The organism is Rhodoligotrophos sp. CJ14, assembly GCF_038811545.1.
Taxonomy (GTDB): domain Bacteria; phylum Pseudomonadota; class Alphaproteobacteria; order Rhizobiales; family Im1; genus Rhodoligotrophos; species Rhodoligotrophos ferricapiens.
The window spans coordinates 258012-274496 of the sequence record NZ_CP133319.1; the positions used below are offsets into that span (position 1 = coordinate 258012).

The 16485-nt window shown below is 63.4% G+C and carries 17 protein-coding genes and 1 tRNA gene; 13 read left to right on the forward strand and 5 right to left on the reverse strand.

What is annotated here, in order from left to right; translation table 11 throughout:
• The first annotated feature begins 85 nt into the window (after positions 1-85).
• Positions 86-682, forward strand: coding sequence for a VUT family protein (locus RCF49_RS01250; protein WP_342642234.1), 597 nt, complete (start codon positions 86-88; stop codon positions 680-682).
• Positions 679-1140 (forward strand): preQ(1) synthase, encoded by a 462-nt coding sequence (queF, locus tag RCF49_RS01255; protein ID WP_342642235.1) that lies wholly within the window; start codon positions 679-681, stop codon positions 1138-1140. Before RCF49_RS01250 ends, queF begins: the two co-directional genes overlap by 4 nt.
• 193 nt (positions 1141-1333) lie before the next feature.
• Here queF and RCF49_RS01260 read toward each other — a convergent pair whose 3' ends face one another.
• The gene (locus RCF49_RS01260; RefSeq protein WP_342642236.1) at positions 1334-2095 is read right to left on the reverse strand and encodes an SDR family NAD(P)-dependent oxidoreductase; all 762 of its coding nucleotides are present in this window, start codon (positions 2093-2095) and stop codon (positions 1334-1336) included.
• Positions 2096-2134: 39 nt separating this feature from the next.
• Positions 2135-3292, reverse strand: coding sequence for a mandelate racemase/muconate lactonizing enzyme family protein (locus RCF49_RS01265; RefSeq protein WP_342642237.1), 1158 nt, complete (start codon positions 3290-3292; stop codon positions 2135-2137).
• 149 nt (positions 3293-3441) lie between these two features.
• On the opposite strand from RCF49_RS01265, the gene RCF49_RS01270 reads away from it, so the two are divergent.
• From RCF49_RS01270 to RCF49_RS01310, 9 genes are all read left to right on the forward strand, one after another.
• Entirely contained in the window at positions 3442-4116 is a 675-nt protein-coding gene (locus RCF49_RS01270; RefSeq protein ID WP_432807360.1) for a UdgX family uracil-DNA binding protein, read from the forward strand.
• Positions 4117-4297: 181 nt separating this feature from the next.
• Positions 4298-4777, forward strand: coding sequence for a (2Fe-2S)-binding protein (locus RCF49_RS01275; RefSeq protein ID WP_342642238.1), 480 nt, complete (start codon positions 4298-4300; stop codon positions 4775-4777).
• 23 nt (positions 4778-4800) lie between these two features.
• Positions 4801-7170: a xanthine dehydrogenase family protein molybdopterin-binding subunit gene (locus RCF49_RS01280; RefSeq protein ID WP_342642239.1), complete on the forward strand. Its 2370-nt coding sequence runs from the start codon at positions 4801-4803 to the stop codon at positions 7168-7170.
• 15 nt (positions 7171-7185) lie between these two features.
• Positions 7186-7980 (forward strand): FAD binding domain-containing protein, encoded by a 795-nt coding sequence (locus tag RCF49_RS01285; RefSeq protein ID WP_342642240.1) that lies wholly within the window; start codon positions 7186-7188, stop codon positions 7978-7980.
• Positions 7981-8103: 123 nt separating this feature from the next.
• Positions 8104-9024, forward strand: coding sequence for an AAA family ATPase (locus tag RCF49_RS01290; RefSeq protein WP_342642241.1), 921 nt, complete (start codon positions 8104-8106; stop codon positions 9022-9024).
• Positions 9021-10262: a vWA domain-containing protein gene (locus RCF49_RS01295; RefSeq protein ID WP_342642242.1), complete on the forward strand. Its 1242-nt coding sequence runs from the start codon at positions 9021-9023 to the stop codon at positions 10260-10262. The genes RCF49_RS01290 and RCF49_RS01295 overlap by 4 nt, the downstream gene beginning before the upstream one ends.
• Before the next feature lie 23 nt (positions 10263-10285).
• Positions 10286-10609, forward strand: coding sequence for an XdhC family protein (locus RCF49_RS01300; RefSeq protein WP_342642243.1), 324 nt, complete (start codon positions 10286-10288; stop codon positions 10607-10609).
• Positions 10609-11313 (forward strand): XdhC family protein, encoded by a 705-nt coding sequence (locus RCF49_RS01305; RefSeq protein ID WP_342642244.1) that lies wholly within the window; start codon positions 10609-10611, stop codon positions 11311-11313. Before RCF49_RS01300 ends, RCF49_RS01305 begins: the two co-directional genes overlap by 1 nt.
• Positions 11310-13010 (forward strand): molybdopterin-binding/glycosyltransferase family 2 protein, encoded by a 1701-nt coding sequence (locus RCF49_RS01310; RefSeq protein ID WP_342642245.1) that lies wholly within the window; start codon positions 11310-11312, stop codon positions 13008-13010. The genes RCF49_RS01305 and RCF49_RS01310 overlap by 4 nt, the downstream gene beginning before the upstream one ends.
• A 1-nt stretch (position 13011) precedes the next feature.
• Here RCF49_RS01310 and radC read toward each other — a convergent pair whose 3' ends face one another.
• The 3 genes from radC to sfsA are packed head-to-tail and all read right to left on the reverse strand — an operon-like array spanning position 13012 to position 15337.
• On the reverse strand, positions 13012-13707 hold the full coding sequence (gene radC, locus RCF49_RS01315; protein ID WP_342642246.1) for a RadC family protein: 696 nt from the start codon (positions 13705-13707) through the stop codon (positions 13012-13014).
• Between the two features lie 39 nt (positions 13708-13746).
• Positions 13747-14580, reverse strand: a complete 834-nt coding sequence (map, locus tag RCF49_RS01320) for a type I methionyl aminopeptidase (protein ID WP_342642247.1) — start codon at positions 14578-14580, stop codon at positions 13747-13749.
• 4 nt (positions 14581-14584) lie between these two features.
• The gene (gene sfsA, locus RCF49_RS01325; protein ID WP_342642248.1) at positions 14585-15337 is read right to left on the reverse strand and encodes a DNA/RNA nuclease SfsA; all 753 of its coding nucleotides are present in this window, start codon (positions 15335-15337) and stop codon (positions 14585-14587) included.
• A 102-nt stretch (positions 15338-15439) separates the two neighbouring features.
• Between sfsA and RCF49_RS01330 the strand changes: the two genes are divergently transcribed.
• On the forward strand, positions 15440-16228 hold the full coding sequence (locus tag RCF49_RS01330) for a competence/damage-inducible protein A (protein WP_342642249.1): 789 nt from the start codon (positions 15440-15442) through the stop codon (positions 16226-16228).
• Positions 16229-16388: 160 nt separating this feature from the next.
• Positions 16389-16475, forward strand: a tRNA-Leu gene (locus RCF49_RS01335).
• Positions 16476-16485: the final 10 nt, after the last annotated feature.

Consider the following 16485-nt stretch of genomic DNA (forward strand, 5'->3'; position numbering starts at 1 on the left):
AATTACGTTGCTTGATCCCGCCAATTGCCGTACCCGAGCGGGCATGCGCAGGCCTGTTCTGCCTGAATGCATGAAGGAGATAGTCGTGACGGATCTCGCACCCTCGCTGCGGTGGCGGGAAGGCCTGATATGCCTTGCCGCTTTTGCCGCATCGATCCCAGCAGCCAATTGGCTGATCGGCCATGTCGGCACCACATGCACGCCCGATGGCCTCTGCCTCATTCCCGTAGCCCCCGGCCTGATGGCGCCGAGCGGCGTTCTGATGGCGGGCCTTGCCCTCGTCTTGCGCGATATCGTGCAGCGGCGGCTCGGATTTGCTTGGGGCCTTGCAGCCATCTTTATTGGCGGCGCAATCTCCTGGGCTGTGTCGCCACCAGCGCTCGTGGCAGCCTCGGTGCTGGCCTTCGTGCTTTCCGAATTAGCCGATCTCCTGGTCTATACGCCCTTGCAGCGGCGAGGGCTCGTCTTGGCCGTGGTCGCCTCCGGCATTGCCGGCATTATTGTCGACACTCTGCTGTTCCTCTATCTGGCCTTTGGTGATGTCAGTTATTTCTGGGGTCAGGCGGTCGGCAAGGGCTGGATGGTGCTAGTGTCCATTCCATTCATTGCCTGGCTGAGGCAGCGCGACCGCAGGATCGGCCTTGCGCCGCTCGGAGTCCTCGGCCAAGGAGGTTTCAAATGACCAACGAAACCCAGAAGCTCACCCAGCTGGGCCAGGCTGTGGCCGCCGCGACCTCGCCCGAGGGCGCGATCCTCGAGCGCGTGCCGAACCCGCATGCGGACACCGCCTATGTCACCCGCTTCACGGTGCCGGAATTCACCTCGATCTGCCCCGTGACTGGCCAGCCGGACTTCGCGCATCTGGTGATCGACTATGTCCCCAAGGACTGGCTGGTTGAATCCAAATCCCTGAAGCTCTTCATGGCCGCCTTTCGCAACCACGGCGCCTTTCACGAGGATTGCACCGTCTATATCGGCAAGCGCTTGGTGGAGCTGCTCGACCCACATTGGCTCAGGATCGGCGGTTATTGGTATCCGCGTGGCGGCATTCCCATCGACGTGTTCTGGCAATGGGGGAGCCTCCCGGCCCAGGTCTGGGTGCCGGATCAAGGCGTGCCGCCCTATCGCGGCCGAGGCTGACCCGGCGGCCAGGGCAGCACGGCAAGACCGCACCCCGTGACCGTCTGGATGCTCTGGTCAAGCCGGAGCACGACGTTTCGCGAGAAGACCAGCAACAACTCCCGTCATCACCGGGCTTGACCGGTGATCCAGGGCATCAGGGGAGGCTTTGCGTCGTCCCGCTCATGCGTGGAGAAAGCGAGCCATCATGATCTTAAAGCGCCGGAAGCCCCATCCGCTCGCGCAAGGTGGCATCGCGGATCTCGACTTCCCGGCCGGCGAGATCATCACCCGATCCGGATAGGAGATAGGTTGCAGCCCGCGCGGGCTCTGATGCCGGCCGCAGCGCCTCACGCGGCAGCCGGCTCACCTCATTGATGCCGGAGGCCCTGATCGTGCCTTGCATATCGGTGTCGACCAGCCCCGGAATGAGGCCGAAGCTCAAGATGCCTTGGCTGCCATATTCGAGCTGGGTTGCGCGCGTCAGCATCGCCAGACCCGCCTTGCCCGCACAATAGGCGCCCCAGCCCTCGATGGGCCGATGTGCGGCACCGCTGGAAATATTGACGATGCGCCGCGGGCTTTGATCCGTCACGGCACGGATGAAGCTTGCAATGAACCGATAGGGCGCCACCAGATTGGTGGCGATCGAATAACCCCAATCATCCGGATCGACATCGGTCAGCCGCCCGATCGGCGCGATCACGCCGGCATTGTTGACGAGCCCGTCGAGGCGGCCCCACCGGTTGAACGCCATTTCAATAGCAAGATCAGCGGCCGGACCATCATTCACATCGCCCAGGACGATCGCCGCCTCCTCGCCAAAGGCTTCTTCGATCGACACCGCCGCGTCCTCGGAACGGACCACATGCACCACATGGCCGCCATGGGCCGCGATATCGTCTGCAATCGCACGGCCAAGCCCCTTGCCCGACCCGGTAACGATGACGACCTGCTCAGCTAAGCCCTCGAGCATCCCTGCAGCTCCCTAATTGGCCTGACCAATATTCCCTCATCAAAACAGCGCTGTCGAGCCGGTTGCATAACGGGCAACCTTATCGGGATCGAGAACAACCCCGAGGCCCGGTCCTTCCGGTATGGCAAGGAAGCCCTCCGCATCGAGCACGAAGGGCGCAGCGGTGATGCCGTCCACATAGGCGCTGCCGCCGATATATTCGACCAGATCGACGTGGGGCAGGGCCGCGGCGAGCTGCAGATCGGCCGCCACGCCCAAGGCGGTGTTCCAGCCGTGGCCGATATATTTCACGCCGAAATCATCGGCCATCCAGGCGATGCGCCGCTGCTCGCTCAGTCCCCCCACTTTCGTCACATCTGGCTGCACGATGTCGAAGGCGCCGCGCGCCAGCCAGGGCAGGAAGGTTTGTCGCCGGGTCAAAACCTCACCGCCGGCAATCGGCACGGGACTGCGGCGCCTAAGTTCACAGAAATCATCGATCGCATCGGGCCGCAGCGGCTCCTCGAACCAGCCAACCCCGTAATTTGCCAGCATATCCGCCGTGCGGATCGCCCATTTGAGGCCATTGGGCCAATAGGCATCGCTCGCACCCGCATCCACCAGCAGCCTGTTGTCGTCCCCCGCAGCATCGCGCGCCGCCGCCACGATCGCCTCGTCCAGCGCAGGGTTATCGCGGCGTCCGAACGGTCCCCAGCCGATCTTGAACGCCCGGAAGCCGCGCTCGCGGAACCGCGCGACCACTTCGCGCATGGCGCCCGGCTCTTCCATGAGCAGCGAGCAATAGGGCTGCACCTTGCTCCTGTAGGTGCCGCCGATCAGCCGGCTGACCGGCTGGCCGAGCACCTTGCCCGTAATATCCCAGAGCGCCAAATCTATGCCGCTGATCACATGGGTGAGCGTGCCGCCACGCCCCATCCAGAACGTGTTCTGGTGCAGTTTTTCGCTCACCCGCTCGGGCTCCAGCGCATTCTCGCCGCGAAACAGGGGCTCGAGCACTTTTAATCCGGCCTGCACGAGGCGGCCGTCGGTGAACACGCTGCCATAGCCCGTGACACCCTCTTCGGTTTTGACCGCGATCAGCGCATGGATCGTATCTTCCGGTGCGATTTCAGCCGACCAGCCACCTCTGGGGCTTTCCCCGAGAAGCGGCACGGCAATGATTTCGCGAATGGTGAGTTTCTGCGGCATGCTTGACATGGAAGCTCCCCGAGGTCGATCGAGCCGCTCGGGCTCAACCGGAGATCCCCGAGGGTACACCGGCTATGATGCCGCTCAAATAGGAGACTGGAACAAACCCCTAGAAGAATGGGTTCGCCTATCACGGTAGAGTTCTTCGCGAGGATATCATGGTGCAACGGCATCTGCGAAGCCCGGCTGATCGGCCTCAGCGCCGGACCATGCCCCGGGCCCGCTCGGCAGAAGAGGCATGGGCGGTGCTCCGCGACGAGGCGGCAACCTGCCGGGCCTGCGATCTCTGGCGCCAGGCCACGCAGACCGTGTTCGGCGAAGGGCCGGTCAAGGCGGATGTGATCTTCGTGGGCGAACAGCCCGGTGATCAGGAAGATCTGGCGGGCAAGCCCTTTGTTGGTCCCGCGGGGGCCATGTTCGACAAGGCGCTCGCTGAGGCGGGAATCGACCGCGGCCGCACCTATGTCACCAACGCGGTCAAGCACTTCAAGCATGTGCAGCGCGGCAAGAGGCGCCTGCATCAGAAGCCCAATGCGGGCGAGATCAAGGCCTGTCGCTGGTGGCTGACCCAGGAGATCGGCACCATCCGGCCAAAGCTGGTGGTCGCCCTTGGCGCGACTGCACTCCAGAGTGTCGCGGGCAAGGCGACGGCCATTTCGAAGCTTCGCGGCGAGGTGGTCCCGCACGGGGTGAAGGATGCCGATCCCGCAACCGATCTCTTCGTGACGGTCCACCCATCTTATCTTCTGCGCGTGCCGGACCGCGAGGCAAGGCGGGCCGCCTATCAGCAGTTTCTTGAGGATCTCCGCAAGATCGCAGCTCATATTGAATGACGGTTCGGCAGCGCTCCTCAACCCTGTTGAGGCCGCCATGCTCCCCCTTGACCAGGTAAGGCCAACCGCTCCACACTGGAATTGGTCTAGATCAAGCCGCTGGCTTCGGGGTGGATGCCTCGGGCCTTCGTCGGCTGGTTAGGCGTAAAGCAGCGGTCTCTGTCAGGGAGGATTAGACGCCGTGCCGAAAGTGTCGATGACCGTGAATGGCAAGCAGGTTTCGGGCGAGGTCGAGGGGCGGACGCTGCTTGTCGACTTTCTGAGGGTCAATCTCGGGCTGACCGGCACCCATGTGGGCTGCGATACCAGCCAATGCGGCGCCTGTGTCGTCCATGTCGACGGCAAGTCGATCAAATCCTGCACGATGCTCGCGCTGCAATGCGACGGGACGGAGGTCACCACCATCGAGGGCCTCGCTAAGGACGGCGTCCTCCACCCGATGCAGGAGGCCTTTCGCGAGCATCATGGCCTGCAATGCGGCTTCTGCACGCCCGGCATGATCATGGCCGCCATCGACATCGTGAACCGCCATCCCAATGGCTTGGACGAGGCGACGATCCGGCACGAGCTCGAGGGCAATATCTGCCGGTGCACCGGCTATCATAATATCGTCAAGGCCATCAGTTCCGTCGCGAACAAGAGAGCGGCGCAAGCCGCCTGAACGGCCACCAGGGAGGGTGTTCGATGAATGTGACCGGCATCGGCCAGCGGGTGCTCCGGAAGGAGGATCGTCGCTTCATCACCGGCAAGGGCAAATATACCGACGATATCAACCTGCCACGCCAGACCTATGCCTATTTCCTGCGCTCGCCTCATGCCCATGCCCGGATCAGGGCGATTGACAAGGCCGCGGCTGAGGCTGCACCGGGTGTTCTGGCCGTGCTCACCGGCGCGGACCTTGCCGAGGACAAGATCGGCGGCCTGATCTGCGGATGGATGATCCACTCCAAGGACGGCTCGCCGATGAAGGCCGGACCGCACCCGGCCCTCGCGCAGGACAAGGTTCGCTATGTCGGTGATCACGTGGCCGTGGTGATTGCCGAGACGCTCAATCAGGCGAAGGCAGCAGCCGAGCTGGTCGAGGTCGATTATGAGGCTCTGCCCGCGGTCGTGGAGACCGCCAAGGCGCGAAGCGCATCCGCGCCTCAGATCCATGACATAGCACCGGACAATACGGTCTTCGAATGGTCCCTGGGCGATGCCCAGGCCGTGGAGCAGGCCTTCGCGCGTGCGCATCATGTCACTCGCCTCGATCTCGTCAATAACCGGCTGGTGCCCAACCCGATCGAGACCCGCGCCGCGATCGGCGATTATGATTCCGGCTCCGACAGCTTCACCCTCTATACGACCAGCCAGAACCCACATGTGGCGCGCCTGGTGCTATCCGCCTTCATCGGCATCGCGCCCGAGCACAGGCTGCGGGTCATCGCGCCCGATGTGGGCGGCGGATTCGGCTCGAAGATCTTCATCTATTCCGAAGAGACGGTATGCGTATGGGCGGCCAAGCGAGTCGGCCGGCCCGTCAAATGGGTGAGCGATCGCTCGGAAGCCTTCCTGGCCGATGCCCATGGCCGCGATCATGTCACCCACGCGGAACTCGCACTCGACCAGAACGGCCGCTTCCTTGCCCTTCGGGTCAAGACCACCGCAAATCTCGGCGCCTATCTCTCAACCTTCTCATCCTGCGTGCCGACCTATCTCTATGCGACCTTGCTTTCGGGCCAATATGATCTGCCGGCGATCTATGCGGAGGTCGATGCGGTCTATACCAACACGGCCCCGGTCGATGCCTATCGCGGCGCCGGCCGGCCCGAGGCAACCTATGTGATCGAGCGGCTGGTCGAGACAGCGGCGCGCGATCTGAACATCGATCCCGCCGAGATCCGCAGGCGCAACTTCATCAAGAGCTTTCCGCACCAGACGCCGGTCATCCTCACCTATGATGCGGGCGATTATGAAGCATCCCTCAACCGGGCGCTGGAGCTGATCGATTACCGCAATTTCCCGCAACGGCGCGCCATGTCGGAATCGCGTGGAAGGCTGCGCGGCATCGGCTTTTCGACTTATATCGAGGCTTGCGGGCTTGCGCCCTCAGCGGCGGTCGGCTCGCTCGGCGCGGGGGTCGGTTTGTGGGAATCAGCCGAGGTGCGGGTCAATCCCACCGGCAATGTGGAGGTGCTCACCGGCTCACATGCCCACGGCCAAGGACACGAGACCACCTTCGCGCAGCTTGTGTCCGAACGGCTCGGCATTTCCATCGATCAGGTCTCGATCGTGCATGGCGATACGGACAAGGTGCAATTCGGCATGGGCACCTATGGCTCGCGCTCGGGCGCCGTGGGCATGTCGGCCATTGCCAAGGCGCTCGATAAGATCGAGGCGAAGGCCCGTAAGGTGGCAGCCCATGTGATGGAGGCGTCCGAAGCCGATATCGCCTTCGAGAATGGCGCCTTCACCGTGAAGGGCACGGACAGGAAAATGGCCTTTGGCGAGGTCGCGCTTGCCGCCTATGTCGCCCACAAGTTTCCGACCAGCGAGATCGAGCCGGGGCTTAAGGAAAGCGCCTTCTATGATCCCTCGAACTTCACCTTCCCGGCGGGCTGCCATATCTGCGAGGTGGAGATTGAGCCGGCAACCGGTGAGACCACCATCCTCAATTGGGTGGCGGTCGATGATTTCGGCACCATAATCAATCCGATGATCGTCGAGGGGCAGGTCCATGGCGGCATTGCGCAAGGGGTCGGCCAAGCTTTGACTGAGGGCTGCCGCTATGATGCGGAAACCGGCCAGCTCATCACCGGCTCCTACATGGATTACTGCATGCCGCGCGCCGAGGATCTGCCGAGCTTCACCCTCGACTACACGGTAACGCCCGCGCCCTCCAACCCACTCGGGGTCAAAGGGTGCGGTGAGGCCGGCGCGATTGCGGCACCGGCGGCGGTGATCAATGCGGTCACCGACGCCCTCGGCGTGCGCGACATTCCTATGCCGGCAACGCCTGAGGTGGTCTGGCGGGCCGCCCAAAGTCGCGCGCCACGGCTGGCAGCAGAATAGGGGAGAACAGCGCTGATGTATGATTTCAACTATCACCGGCCGGCAAGCGTGGATGAGGCGGTGCGGCTGATATCGGAAGCGCCCGATGGCAAGTTCATGTCAGGCGGGATGACGCTGATCCCCACCATGAAGCAGCGCTTGGCGCAGCCATCCGACGTCATCGATCTCGGCCCCTTGCGCAACAGCGGCATCGAGCTCGCGGGAAATGCGGTGACCATCAGGGCCGGCAGCACTCATGAAGAGGTTGCCCTGTCGCCCGATGTCAATCGCGCGATCCCGGCGCTCGCGCGCCTCGCCTCCGTGATCGGTGATCCCCATGTCCGCCATCGCGGCACGATTGGCGGCTCCATCGCCAATAACGACCCGGCCGCCGATTATCCCGCGGCCTGCTTGGGGCTTGCCGCGACCATCCGCACCAATCAGCGGGAGATTTCGGCAGAAGACTTTTTCGTCGATCTGTTCGAAACCGCGCTGGAGCCGGCCGAGATCATCACGTCCGTCTCTTTCCCCGTACCGCAAAAGGCCGGCTATGCCAAGTTCCGCAACCCCGCCTCTCGCTATGCCATGGTGGGGGTGTTTGTGGCGCTGACCGAGGCTGGGCCCCGGGTTGCGGTGACCGGCGCAGGTCCTTGCGTCTTCCGCGTGCCCGAGATGGAACAGGCCCTCATCCGAGACTTCTCGGCCAAGGCACTCGAAGGCATCACCATCCCCGCCGACGGGCTCAATTCCGACATTCACGCCAGTGCCGAATATCGTGCCCATCTGGTGGGCGTGATGGCCCGGCGGGCGACGGATGAGGCCAATCGCTGAGGGCTGCACCGTCACCACGACTGATCGGCGAAGGGCGCTCATGGCAGGCAGCAGGGGCCATCATGCGCTTTGGCGCCGTCCTGGCTTTCGTATCCGGCGTGCAGCGTGCTAAACAGCTGACCCATGACCACGCTGCCCGCGACCATTGACGAGACCCTGACACGGCTTTCCGCATCGGGCTATGTGGCCGACCGGCCGCTCGCCACCGTGCTGTACCTGGCGCTGCGCATGGGCCGCCCGCTGTTCCTCGAAGGCGAAGCGGGGGTGGGCAAGACCGAGATTGCCAAGGTGCTTGCCGCCATGCTCGGGCGAAGTCTGATCCGGCTGCAATGCTATGAGGGTTTGGACGTCGCCGCCGCGGTTTACGAATGGAACTATCCAGCCCAGATGATCGAGATCAGGCTCGCCGAGGCGGCCGGCACCATCGATCGTGAGCGTCTGGCCACGGATATTTTTGCAGAACGCTTCCTCATCCGGCGGCCGCTGCTCCAGGCGCTCGATGGCCCACTGGGCGCGGCACCGGTGCTGTTGATCGACGAGCTCGACCGGACGGATGAGGCCTTCGAAGCCTATCTCCTGGAGATCCTATCCGATTTTCAGGTGACCATCCCCGAGCTCGGCACTATTCGGGCAAACACACCGCCCATCGTGATCATCACCTCCAATCGCACCCGCGAGATTCACGACGCCTTGAAGCGGCGCTGTCTCTATCATTGGGTCGACTATCCCGATGCTGAGCGGGAACGCGCGATCATTGCAGCGCGGGCACCGCAGGCGGCGGCAGTTCTGGCGGATGAGGTGGTGGCCTTCGTCCAGGCGCTGCGCCGCGAAGATCTCTACAAGCGCCCCGGCATCGCCGAGACCATCGACTGGGTCTCGGCCCTGCATGCCCTTGACCGCATCGCCCTTGATCCGGAGACGATCAATGATACGCTCGGCGTGCTTCTGAAATATCAGGACGATATCGCGCGTATGGAAGGTCCGGCCGCCCAGCGGCTTCTCGCCGAGGTGCAGGCGGAACTTGCTGCACGGGGGCGCCTGTGACGGGGGCAGAGCCCGTTGCCGCCACGCCCGAAGGGGGCAAGCTTGCCGAGAATATCATGCATTTCGCCCGGATCCTGCGCGGTGCCGGCGTGCCGGTCGGGCCGGGAAGGGTGATCGCCGCGCTGGAGGCCTTGCATCTGAACTGCATGGCACGGCGCGAGGATCTCTACTGGACCCTGCATGCCCTGTTCGTGAGCAGGCGTGACCAGCATGCGATCTTCGATCAGGCCTTCGAGGCATTCTGGCGAGCGCCCAAGATGCGCGAGCAGCTGCTCTCGCTGCTCTTGGCCGAGATCGCCCGCAGCGGTCCGCAGGACGAAAAGCGCGCAGCCGCCCGAAGGCTTGCCGAAGCGATGTTCGATGCCGATCAGCACCGGCCCAGGCTCCGCGAGGACCAGCCGGACATCGAGGTCGATGCCCAATTCTCAGCCTCGCTCGATGAAGTGCTGCGCCGCAAGGATTTCGAGCAGATGAGCCTTGAGGAACAGGCGCAGGCGCGCGCGGCAATCGCGCGGTTGCGCGTGCTTCGGCGCAAGGTGCCGATCCGCCGCTTCGAGGCCGCCCATGCAGGCTCGAAGCTCGATCCCCGCCGGACCATGCGCCGAAGCATGCGGGCGGGCGGCGAGCTTGTGGATTTCGCCTGGCGCAGACGGAGCGAGCGCCTGCCACCGCTCGTGGTGCTCTGCGACATTTCCGGTTCCATGTCCGGCTATAGCCGGATGTTTCTTCATTTTCTGCATGCGCTGATGACCGATCGCGACCGGGTGCATGTGTTCCTGTTCGGCACCCGGCTCACCAATGTGACCCGTGAATTGCAGCGCCGGGACGTGGACGAGGCACTCGAACGGGTCGCCGGTGCGGTGGCCGACTGGTCCGGAGGTACCCGCATCGGGGCTGCTCTGCACGCGTTCAATTTTCAGTGGGCACGGCGCGTGCTCGGTCAAGGCGCCACGCTGATCCTGATCACCGACGGGCTCGATCGCGAGGATGCAAGCCTTGTCGCAACCGAGATGGCCCGGTTGAGGCGCAGTGCCAAGCGGCTGATCTGGCTCAATCCATTGCTCCGATTCGAAGGTTTTGAAGCGCGCGCTGACGGCATACGCGCCATGCTGCCCCATGTGGATGAGTTTCGCCCGGCACACAGTCTCGCGAGCCTTGAGGATCTTGCAGAGGCTCTTTTCAAGCCGCCCTCAGGGGCGCATGATCCCCGTCACTGGCTGTCTTCGGCGGCAGCCTGAGTGGTGTTGAGGACGAGGTTGGAATGTCGGATGCAAGCCTGTTGAGGGATGCGGCCCGTTGGGTGGACGAGGGTCGAAAGGTGGCGATCGCCACGGTGATCGAAACCTGGGGCTCGGCCCCGCAGCCCGTCGGCAGTCAGTTGATCGTGGACGAGAACGGAAATTTCCTGGGGTCGGTCTCCGGCGGTTGCGTTGAAGGCGAGGTGATCACCGAGGCGATGGACGTCATCGAGCATGGCGGCCTGAGGGTGCTCGAATATGGCGTTGCCGACGAGACAGCCTGGCAGGTCGGGCTTGCCTGTGGCGGCCGCATTCGCATCTCCGTCGAGCCGTTGCAGGTGGGCTGATGGACAAGGCCACACTGGATCGGATCCTCGCCGCGCGTGAGGCGCGTGAGCCCCTCGCTCTCGTCACATATCTGCGCTCGGGCCGGCAGGAATTGGTGACCCGCGACGAGGCCGAGCACCACCCGCTGGCCGGAGAGCTCGAGCATGGCTTCCGCTTCGATCGTTCCGGCATCACCGCGGGCGCTGACACCGAGATCTTCATCAATATCTTCAACCCGCCGCTCAGGCTGGTGATCATCGGGGCGGTCCATGTGGCCCAGCATGTGATCCCCATCGCGCAAAGCCTCGGCTATGACGTGATGGTCATCGATCCGCGCCAGGCTTTTGCAACCTCCGAGCGCTTTCCGAACGTGACCCTGCGCCATGAGTGGCCCGATGAGGTCTTCGCATCCTTCAGCCTCGATAGCCGCACGGCCCTGGTCGCGCTCACCCATGACCCGCGCATCGATGATCCGGCCCTGCACGCAGCGCTCGGCAGCCCGTGCTTCTATATCGGCGCGCTCGGCTCGCGCAAAACCCATGCGGGCCGGATCGAGCGCCTGGAGGCGGCTGGCTTTACGCCTGAGGCACTGCATCGGATCCATGCACCGATCGGGCTTGATATCGGCGCCCGTGGCGCTGCGGAAATCGCCGTCTCGATCATGGCAGAGATCACGATGACCCTGAGGCTTGGCAGAGCCCGCCCCGAGCGTAACGCCCAATGATCTTCGCTGAAGTCCCCGTTGCCCAAGCGGAAGGTGCGATTCTCGCCCATTCGGTCCGCCATGAGCAGGGCACCTTCAAGAAGGGCCGCCTGCTGACCGCTGCCGATGTCGCCCTTTTGCGGGAAAGCGGGATAGAACGGGTGTTCGCAGCCCGTCTTGAGCCCGATGACGTGCATGAGGATGAGGCCGCGGGCCGCTTGGCCAGGGCCATGGCCGGCTCAGAGGTCAGCCTGTCGGAAGCCTTCACCGGCCGCGCCAATCTCTATGCGGCAAGCCCAGGCCTTGCCCGGCTCGATGTGGAACGTATCCGCCGCATCAACCATCTTCACGAGAGCCTTACCATCGCGACCGTTGCTGATTACAGCCAGGCAGAAGCGCGGCAGATGCTGGCAACGGTGAAGATCATCCCCTTTGCCGCGCCCCGGGCAGTGGTTGAGGCAGCTCTTACGATTGCCGCAGAAGGGGAGCCCCTGGTCCAGCTTGCGCCCTTTAAGGCCCATGAGGCGGGCCTGATCGTCACCACCCTCGCCCAGACCAAGCCCTCGATTATCGACAAGAGCATCGCCGCCATTGCCGAGCGGTTAGGCGCTCTGGGCTCAAGGCTTAAGGCCGCCGAAGTCGTGCCCCATGAGATTGAGGCGGTTGCCGCCGCAGTGAAGCGTCTGGAAGCGGCCGGTGCCAGCCCGATTCTGCTGTTCGGCGCCTCCGCAATCGTTGATCGCGGCGATATCATTCCAACCGGACTGACCGTGGCCGGCGGGCATGTCACCCATCTCGGCATGCCGGTTGATCCCGGCAATCTGATGATGCTCGGCGAATTGGGCGAAATCCCGGTGCTCGGGGTACCGAGCTGCGCCCGCTCGCCCAAGCTCAATGGCTTTGACTGGGTGCTCCAGCGGGTGCTTGCCGGGATGAGGGTGACGGCCGGCGATATCATGGATATGGGCGCGGGCGGCTTGCTGACGGAGATCCCGTCACGGCCGCAACCGCGCGATCGAGCGGCAGGCCGGCAGACGGCGGGAGAGAAGACCGGCGAGGGTCAGTCATCTCGCGAACAGGGCAGGGCAGCGGCTGTCCCGAAGGCGCCGCGCATTGCCTGTCTTATTCTTGCAGCCGGCCGATCGACCCGCATGGGCCCCGAAAACAAGCTGCTCATGCCGCTTGAGGGCAAGCCGATGGTGCGCCACGTCGCAGAGGCTGCCCTCGCGAGCCAAGCTGCCGCTGTCTTGGTGGTGACCGGCCATGATGGGGATGCGGTGCGAAAGGTGCTCGCCGGGCTTGATCTGCGTTTCATCGACAACCCCGATTATCGTCTCGGGCTCTCGACCTCCCTCAAGGCTGGTCTTGCTGCAATTCCCGCCGATCTGGATGGGGTGGTGATCTGCCTGGGCGACATGCCGCTCATCACCCCCCGCCATATCGATCGGTTGATCGCGGCCTTCAACCCGGTGGAAGGCCGGGCGATCTGTGTTGCAACCTTTGCCGGCAAGCGCGGCAATCCGGTGCTCTGGGGTGCGGATTTCCTGCCGGCCATGCAAAGCCTGGCGGGCGACGTCGGCGCCAAGCATCTGATGGCAGACTACGCGGAGGCGGTCTGCGAGGTGGCGATGGATGATGACGCGGTTCTGACCGATCTCGACACGCCCGAAGCGGTTGCAGCCATTGGCGGCCGGTTCACTGCTCGTGGCGAACGATAGGTCAGATCAGCCCGAGCGCCCGGAAGCTTGCATGTCCGTCGCGGCCGACGATGATGTGGTCATGCACGGTGATGCCGAGCTTGCTTGCCGCTTCCACGATGAACTTGGTCATGTCGATATCGGCCCGTGACGGTGTCGGATCACCGGATGGGTGGTTGTGCACGAGAATGATGCCGCTCGCGCCGAGATCGAGCGCACGCTTGATCACCTCGCGTGGATAGACGGGGGTATGGTCGACCGTCCCGCGCTGCTGCACTTCATCGGCGATGAGTCGGTTCTTCTTGTCGAGGAACAGGATACGGAACTGCTCCTGGTCATCGAAGGCCATGGCGGCACGGCAATATTTGATGACCGCGGACCACGCCCCGAGAACCGGCCGCTGGCGCGCATCGCTGAGCGATAATCTGAGTGCTGCGGCCTGCAGCACCTTCAGATCGAAGGCGATGCTTTCGCCAACCCCCTTGACCTCGATCAGGCGTTCGGGCCTGGCGCTCAGCACTTCGGCGAAGCTGCCGAATTTTTCAATGAGCGCCTTGGCGACGGGCTTGGTGTCGCGCCGCGGCATCGAGCGAAAGAGGATGAGCTCGAGGAGCTCGTAATCCGCAAGACTATCCGCTCCCTTCGCCCGGAACCGTTCCCTGAGCCGCTCCCGATGCCCGAGATAATGGGCCTGCGCCTCGCGCAGTTCCGTCGCCATGTCTCATGCCCCCAAAGCACCCCGTTGCGCTCAGGGGTCTCAGCTCCCGAGCGTATAGGGAGGACAATGCAGGCCTTTGGGGGAGAGTGTAAAGATCTCGCAGCCGGTTTCGGTAACGCCGATCGAATGTTCGAATTGCGCCGACAGCGACCGGTCGCGGGTGACCGCGGTCCAGCCATCCGCCAGAATCTTCACATGAGGCCGGCCGAGATTGATCATGGGCTCGATAGTGAAGAACATACCGGGCTTTAGCGTGACACCCTCGCCAGGACGGCCGTAATGCAGGATGTTGGGCGTATCATGGAACACCCGCCCTAACCCATGGCCACAGAAATCGCGCACGACGCTGCAGCGCTCGGCCTCGGCAAAGGTCTGGATGGCATAGCCGATATCACCCGTGGTCGCACCCGGCCGCACCGCCGCGATGCCCCGCATGAGCGATTCGTACGTGACCTCCATCAGCCGCTCAGCTTTGCGCGAGACCCGGCCGACCCCGTACATGCGGCTGGTATCGCCATGCCAGCCATCGACGATCAGGGTGACGTCGATATTGAGGATATCGCCCTCCTTAAGCGGCCTCTCGCTCGGAATCCCGTGGCAGACCACATGATTGATCGAGGTGCAGATCGACTTGGTGAAGCCGCGATATTGCAGCGAGGCGGAGGTCGCCTTGTTGTCCAGGGTGAATTCCAGCGCCAGCCGGTCGAGAAAGGCGGTGGTGACCCCGGGCTGCACATGTTCGGTGAGCATGTCCAAGGCTTCGGCCGCCAGCCTGCCCGCTTTGTGCATGCCGGCGAAGTCCTCGGGCCGATAGAGCTTGATTTCTCCCGTGTTGAGGGGAGGGGCAATGGTGGCGTCAACGTAGCTGACCATAGAACTATCCTGGTGCGGGTGCCTCGGCGTTTGCAGAAATGATGATTTCGTCCGCAAAAGGCAACCGCGTGTCGATCACAATTTCATCCAACCCGATCTTGCACGCATAGATCAGGCACTCAACGCCGGCAGCCTGAGCGGCGCCGAACTGGCGTGCATAGGCGGGGTCGAGATCGGCTGCGAGCGCAAAGCGATCACAGTAGTCAGGCTGCACGATGAACAGCATGACGGCCCTGTCGCCTTCAGCCACCCGATCCGCCAATTCGGCCAAATGTTTAGCCCCGCGGGCGGTCACGCAATCAGGAAATTCCGCAAGCCCCGCTTGACGCGAAAGGTGAACATTCTTCACCTCTACATAGCATGGCGGAAGTTGCCTACCCGTCAACAGGAGATCGACGCGGCTATTGCGGCCATACCTGACTTCCCGGCGGATGGTGTCATAGCCCCCAAGCTCCGGGATGAGCCCGGCAGCGATGGCCTCGAACGCGATCTGGTTGGGGCTGGCTGTATTGATGCCAACCCTTGCGGTGAACTGGCCCTCAAGCTCGAGTAAATGCCAGGAATAGGCCAACTTGCGGCGCGGATCCTCTGACTTGGCAAGCCAAACCACCGCGCCGGGTTCGACCAGGCCCATCATCGAGCCCGGATTGGCGCAATGGGCGGTGACGATCTCGCCCGTATCCAGCGCGACATCGGCGAGAAAACGTTTGTAGCGGCGGATCAGACGGCCACGCAGAAGCGGCGAGGGGAGTTTCATCGCGGCGAAATTAGAACCCTTGCCGCTGACCCGCAAGCCAGGGATAAGGCAATCGAGCACTCGCTCGCGAGGACTTGCCCATCAGTTCAGGATCTGCTTCCCATGAGCTGTCAAATGGAGGCGCAAGGCATGACCAAGCCGGACAGAGTCACCGCGGCGGTGCTGGTGATCGGGGACGAGATCCTGTCGGGGCGAACCAAGGATAAGAATCTCGGCTATATCGCGGAATATCTCACCCATATAGGCATCGATGTCTGCGAGGCGCGGGTGGTGCCTGATATCGAGGACGAGATCATCACCGCCTTGAACGCCTTGCGCAACCGCTACACCTATGTGTTCACCACCGGCGGCATTGGGCCGACCCATGATGATATCACTGCCGATGCGGTTGCCCGGGCCTTCGGCGTCGGCATCTCCGTTAACGAAGAAGCGGTCGCCATGCTGCTCGAGCGCATTCCGCGCCAAGAGCTGAACGACGCGCGATTGCGTATGGCCCGCATCCCCCATGGCGCGAACCTCATTGCCAATCCCGTCAGCAAGGCCCCTGGATTTCGCATGGAGAACGTGATCGTCATGGCGGGAGTGCCAGCCATCATGCAGGCCATGCTCGATGAGGTCGCACCAACGCTCGAAACAGCGGTCCCGCTCACCTCGCAAACGGTTGAAGTGCGCGAGAAGGAGGGTGATGTGGCAGCACCGCTACGGGCGATCCAGGAAGCGATGCCCTCTGTCCAGATCGGCTCCTATCCCTTCTTCGAAGACGGGGTGTACGGCACGCGCATCGTGGCGCGCGGTCGTGATCCGGAAGCGGTGAGGCGTGCTGCTGAAATGATCGGGGCCATGGCTGCCGAGCTTGCGGCAGCCGCCAAATCTGCGGATAAGTCTGCCTAAGCCTTTGATGCGAACCCATCAGGGGTGGCGCGAATGACCTTGCTGACAGTCAAACTGGCGGAGGCGGCTTGACCGCCGCCGCAGCCAGAGTTACCCCTGGCTTGCACTGTTCTCACAGTGCCTGAGTGATCTGGGCGCGCCACGCCTCAGTCACAGGAAGGCGGACGTGGCGAAACCGGTAGACGCACCGGACTTAAAATCCGTTCCTCGCAAGAGGGTGGGGGTTCGAGTCCCCCCGTCCGCACCAAGGCCTGGAC

Coding starts and splice junctions, on each gene's coding strand:
- queF (WP_342642235.1), top strand. CDS start 679: ATGACCAACGAAACCCAGAAGCTCACCCAGCTGGGCCAGGCTGTGGCC.
- RCF49_RS01260 (WP_342642236.1), bottom strand. CDS start 2,095: ATGCTCGAGGGCTTAGCTGAGCAGGTCGTCATCGTTACCGGGTCGGGC.
- RCF49_RS01265 (WP_342642237.1), bottom strand. CDS start 3,292: ATGTCAAGCATGCCGCAGAAACTCACCATTCGCGAAATCATTGCCGTG.
- RCF49_RS01270 (WP_432807360.1), top strand. CDS start 3,442: ATGGTGCAACGGCATCTGCGAAGCCCGGCTGATCGGCCTCAGCGCCGG.
- RCF49_RS01280 (WP_342642239.1), top strand. CDS start 4,801: ATGAATGTGACCGGCATCGGCCAGCGGGTGCTCCGGAAGGAGGATCGT.
- RCF49_RS01285 (WP_342642240.1), top strand. CDS start 7,186: ATGTATGATTTCAACTATCACCGGCCGGCAAGCGTGGATGAGGCGGTG.
- RCF49_RS01290 (WP_342642241.1), top strand. CDS start 8,104: ATGACCACGCTGCCCGCGACCATTGACGAGACCCTGACACGGCTTTCC.
- RCF49_RS01300 (WP_342642243.1), top strand. CDS start 10,286: ATGTCGGATGCAAGCCTGTTGAGGGATGCGGCCCGTTGGGTGGACGAG.
- RCF49_RS01305 (WP_342642244.1), top strand. CDS start 10,609: ATGGACAAGGCCACACTGGATCGGATCCTCGCCGCGCGTGAGGCGCGT.
- RCF49_RS01310 (WP_342642245.1), top strand. CDS start 11,310: ATGATCTTCGCTGAAGTCCCCGTTGCCCAAGCGGAAGGTGCGATTCTC.
- radC (WP_342642246.1), bottom strand. CDS start 13,707: ATGGCGACGGAACTGCGCGAGGCGCAGGCCCATTATCTCGGGCATCGG.
- map (WP_342642247.1), bottom strand. CDS start 14,580: ATGGTCAGCTACGTTGACGCCACCATTGCCCCTCCCCTCAACACGGGA.
- sfsA (WP_342642248.1), bottom strand. CDS start 15,337: ATGAAACTCCCCTCGCCGCTTCTGCGTGGCCGTCTGATCCGCCGCTAC.
- RCF49_RS01330 (WP_342642249.1), top strand. CDS start 15,440: ATGAGCTGTCAAATGGAGGCGCAAGGCATGACCAAGCCGGACAGAGTC.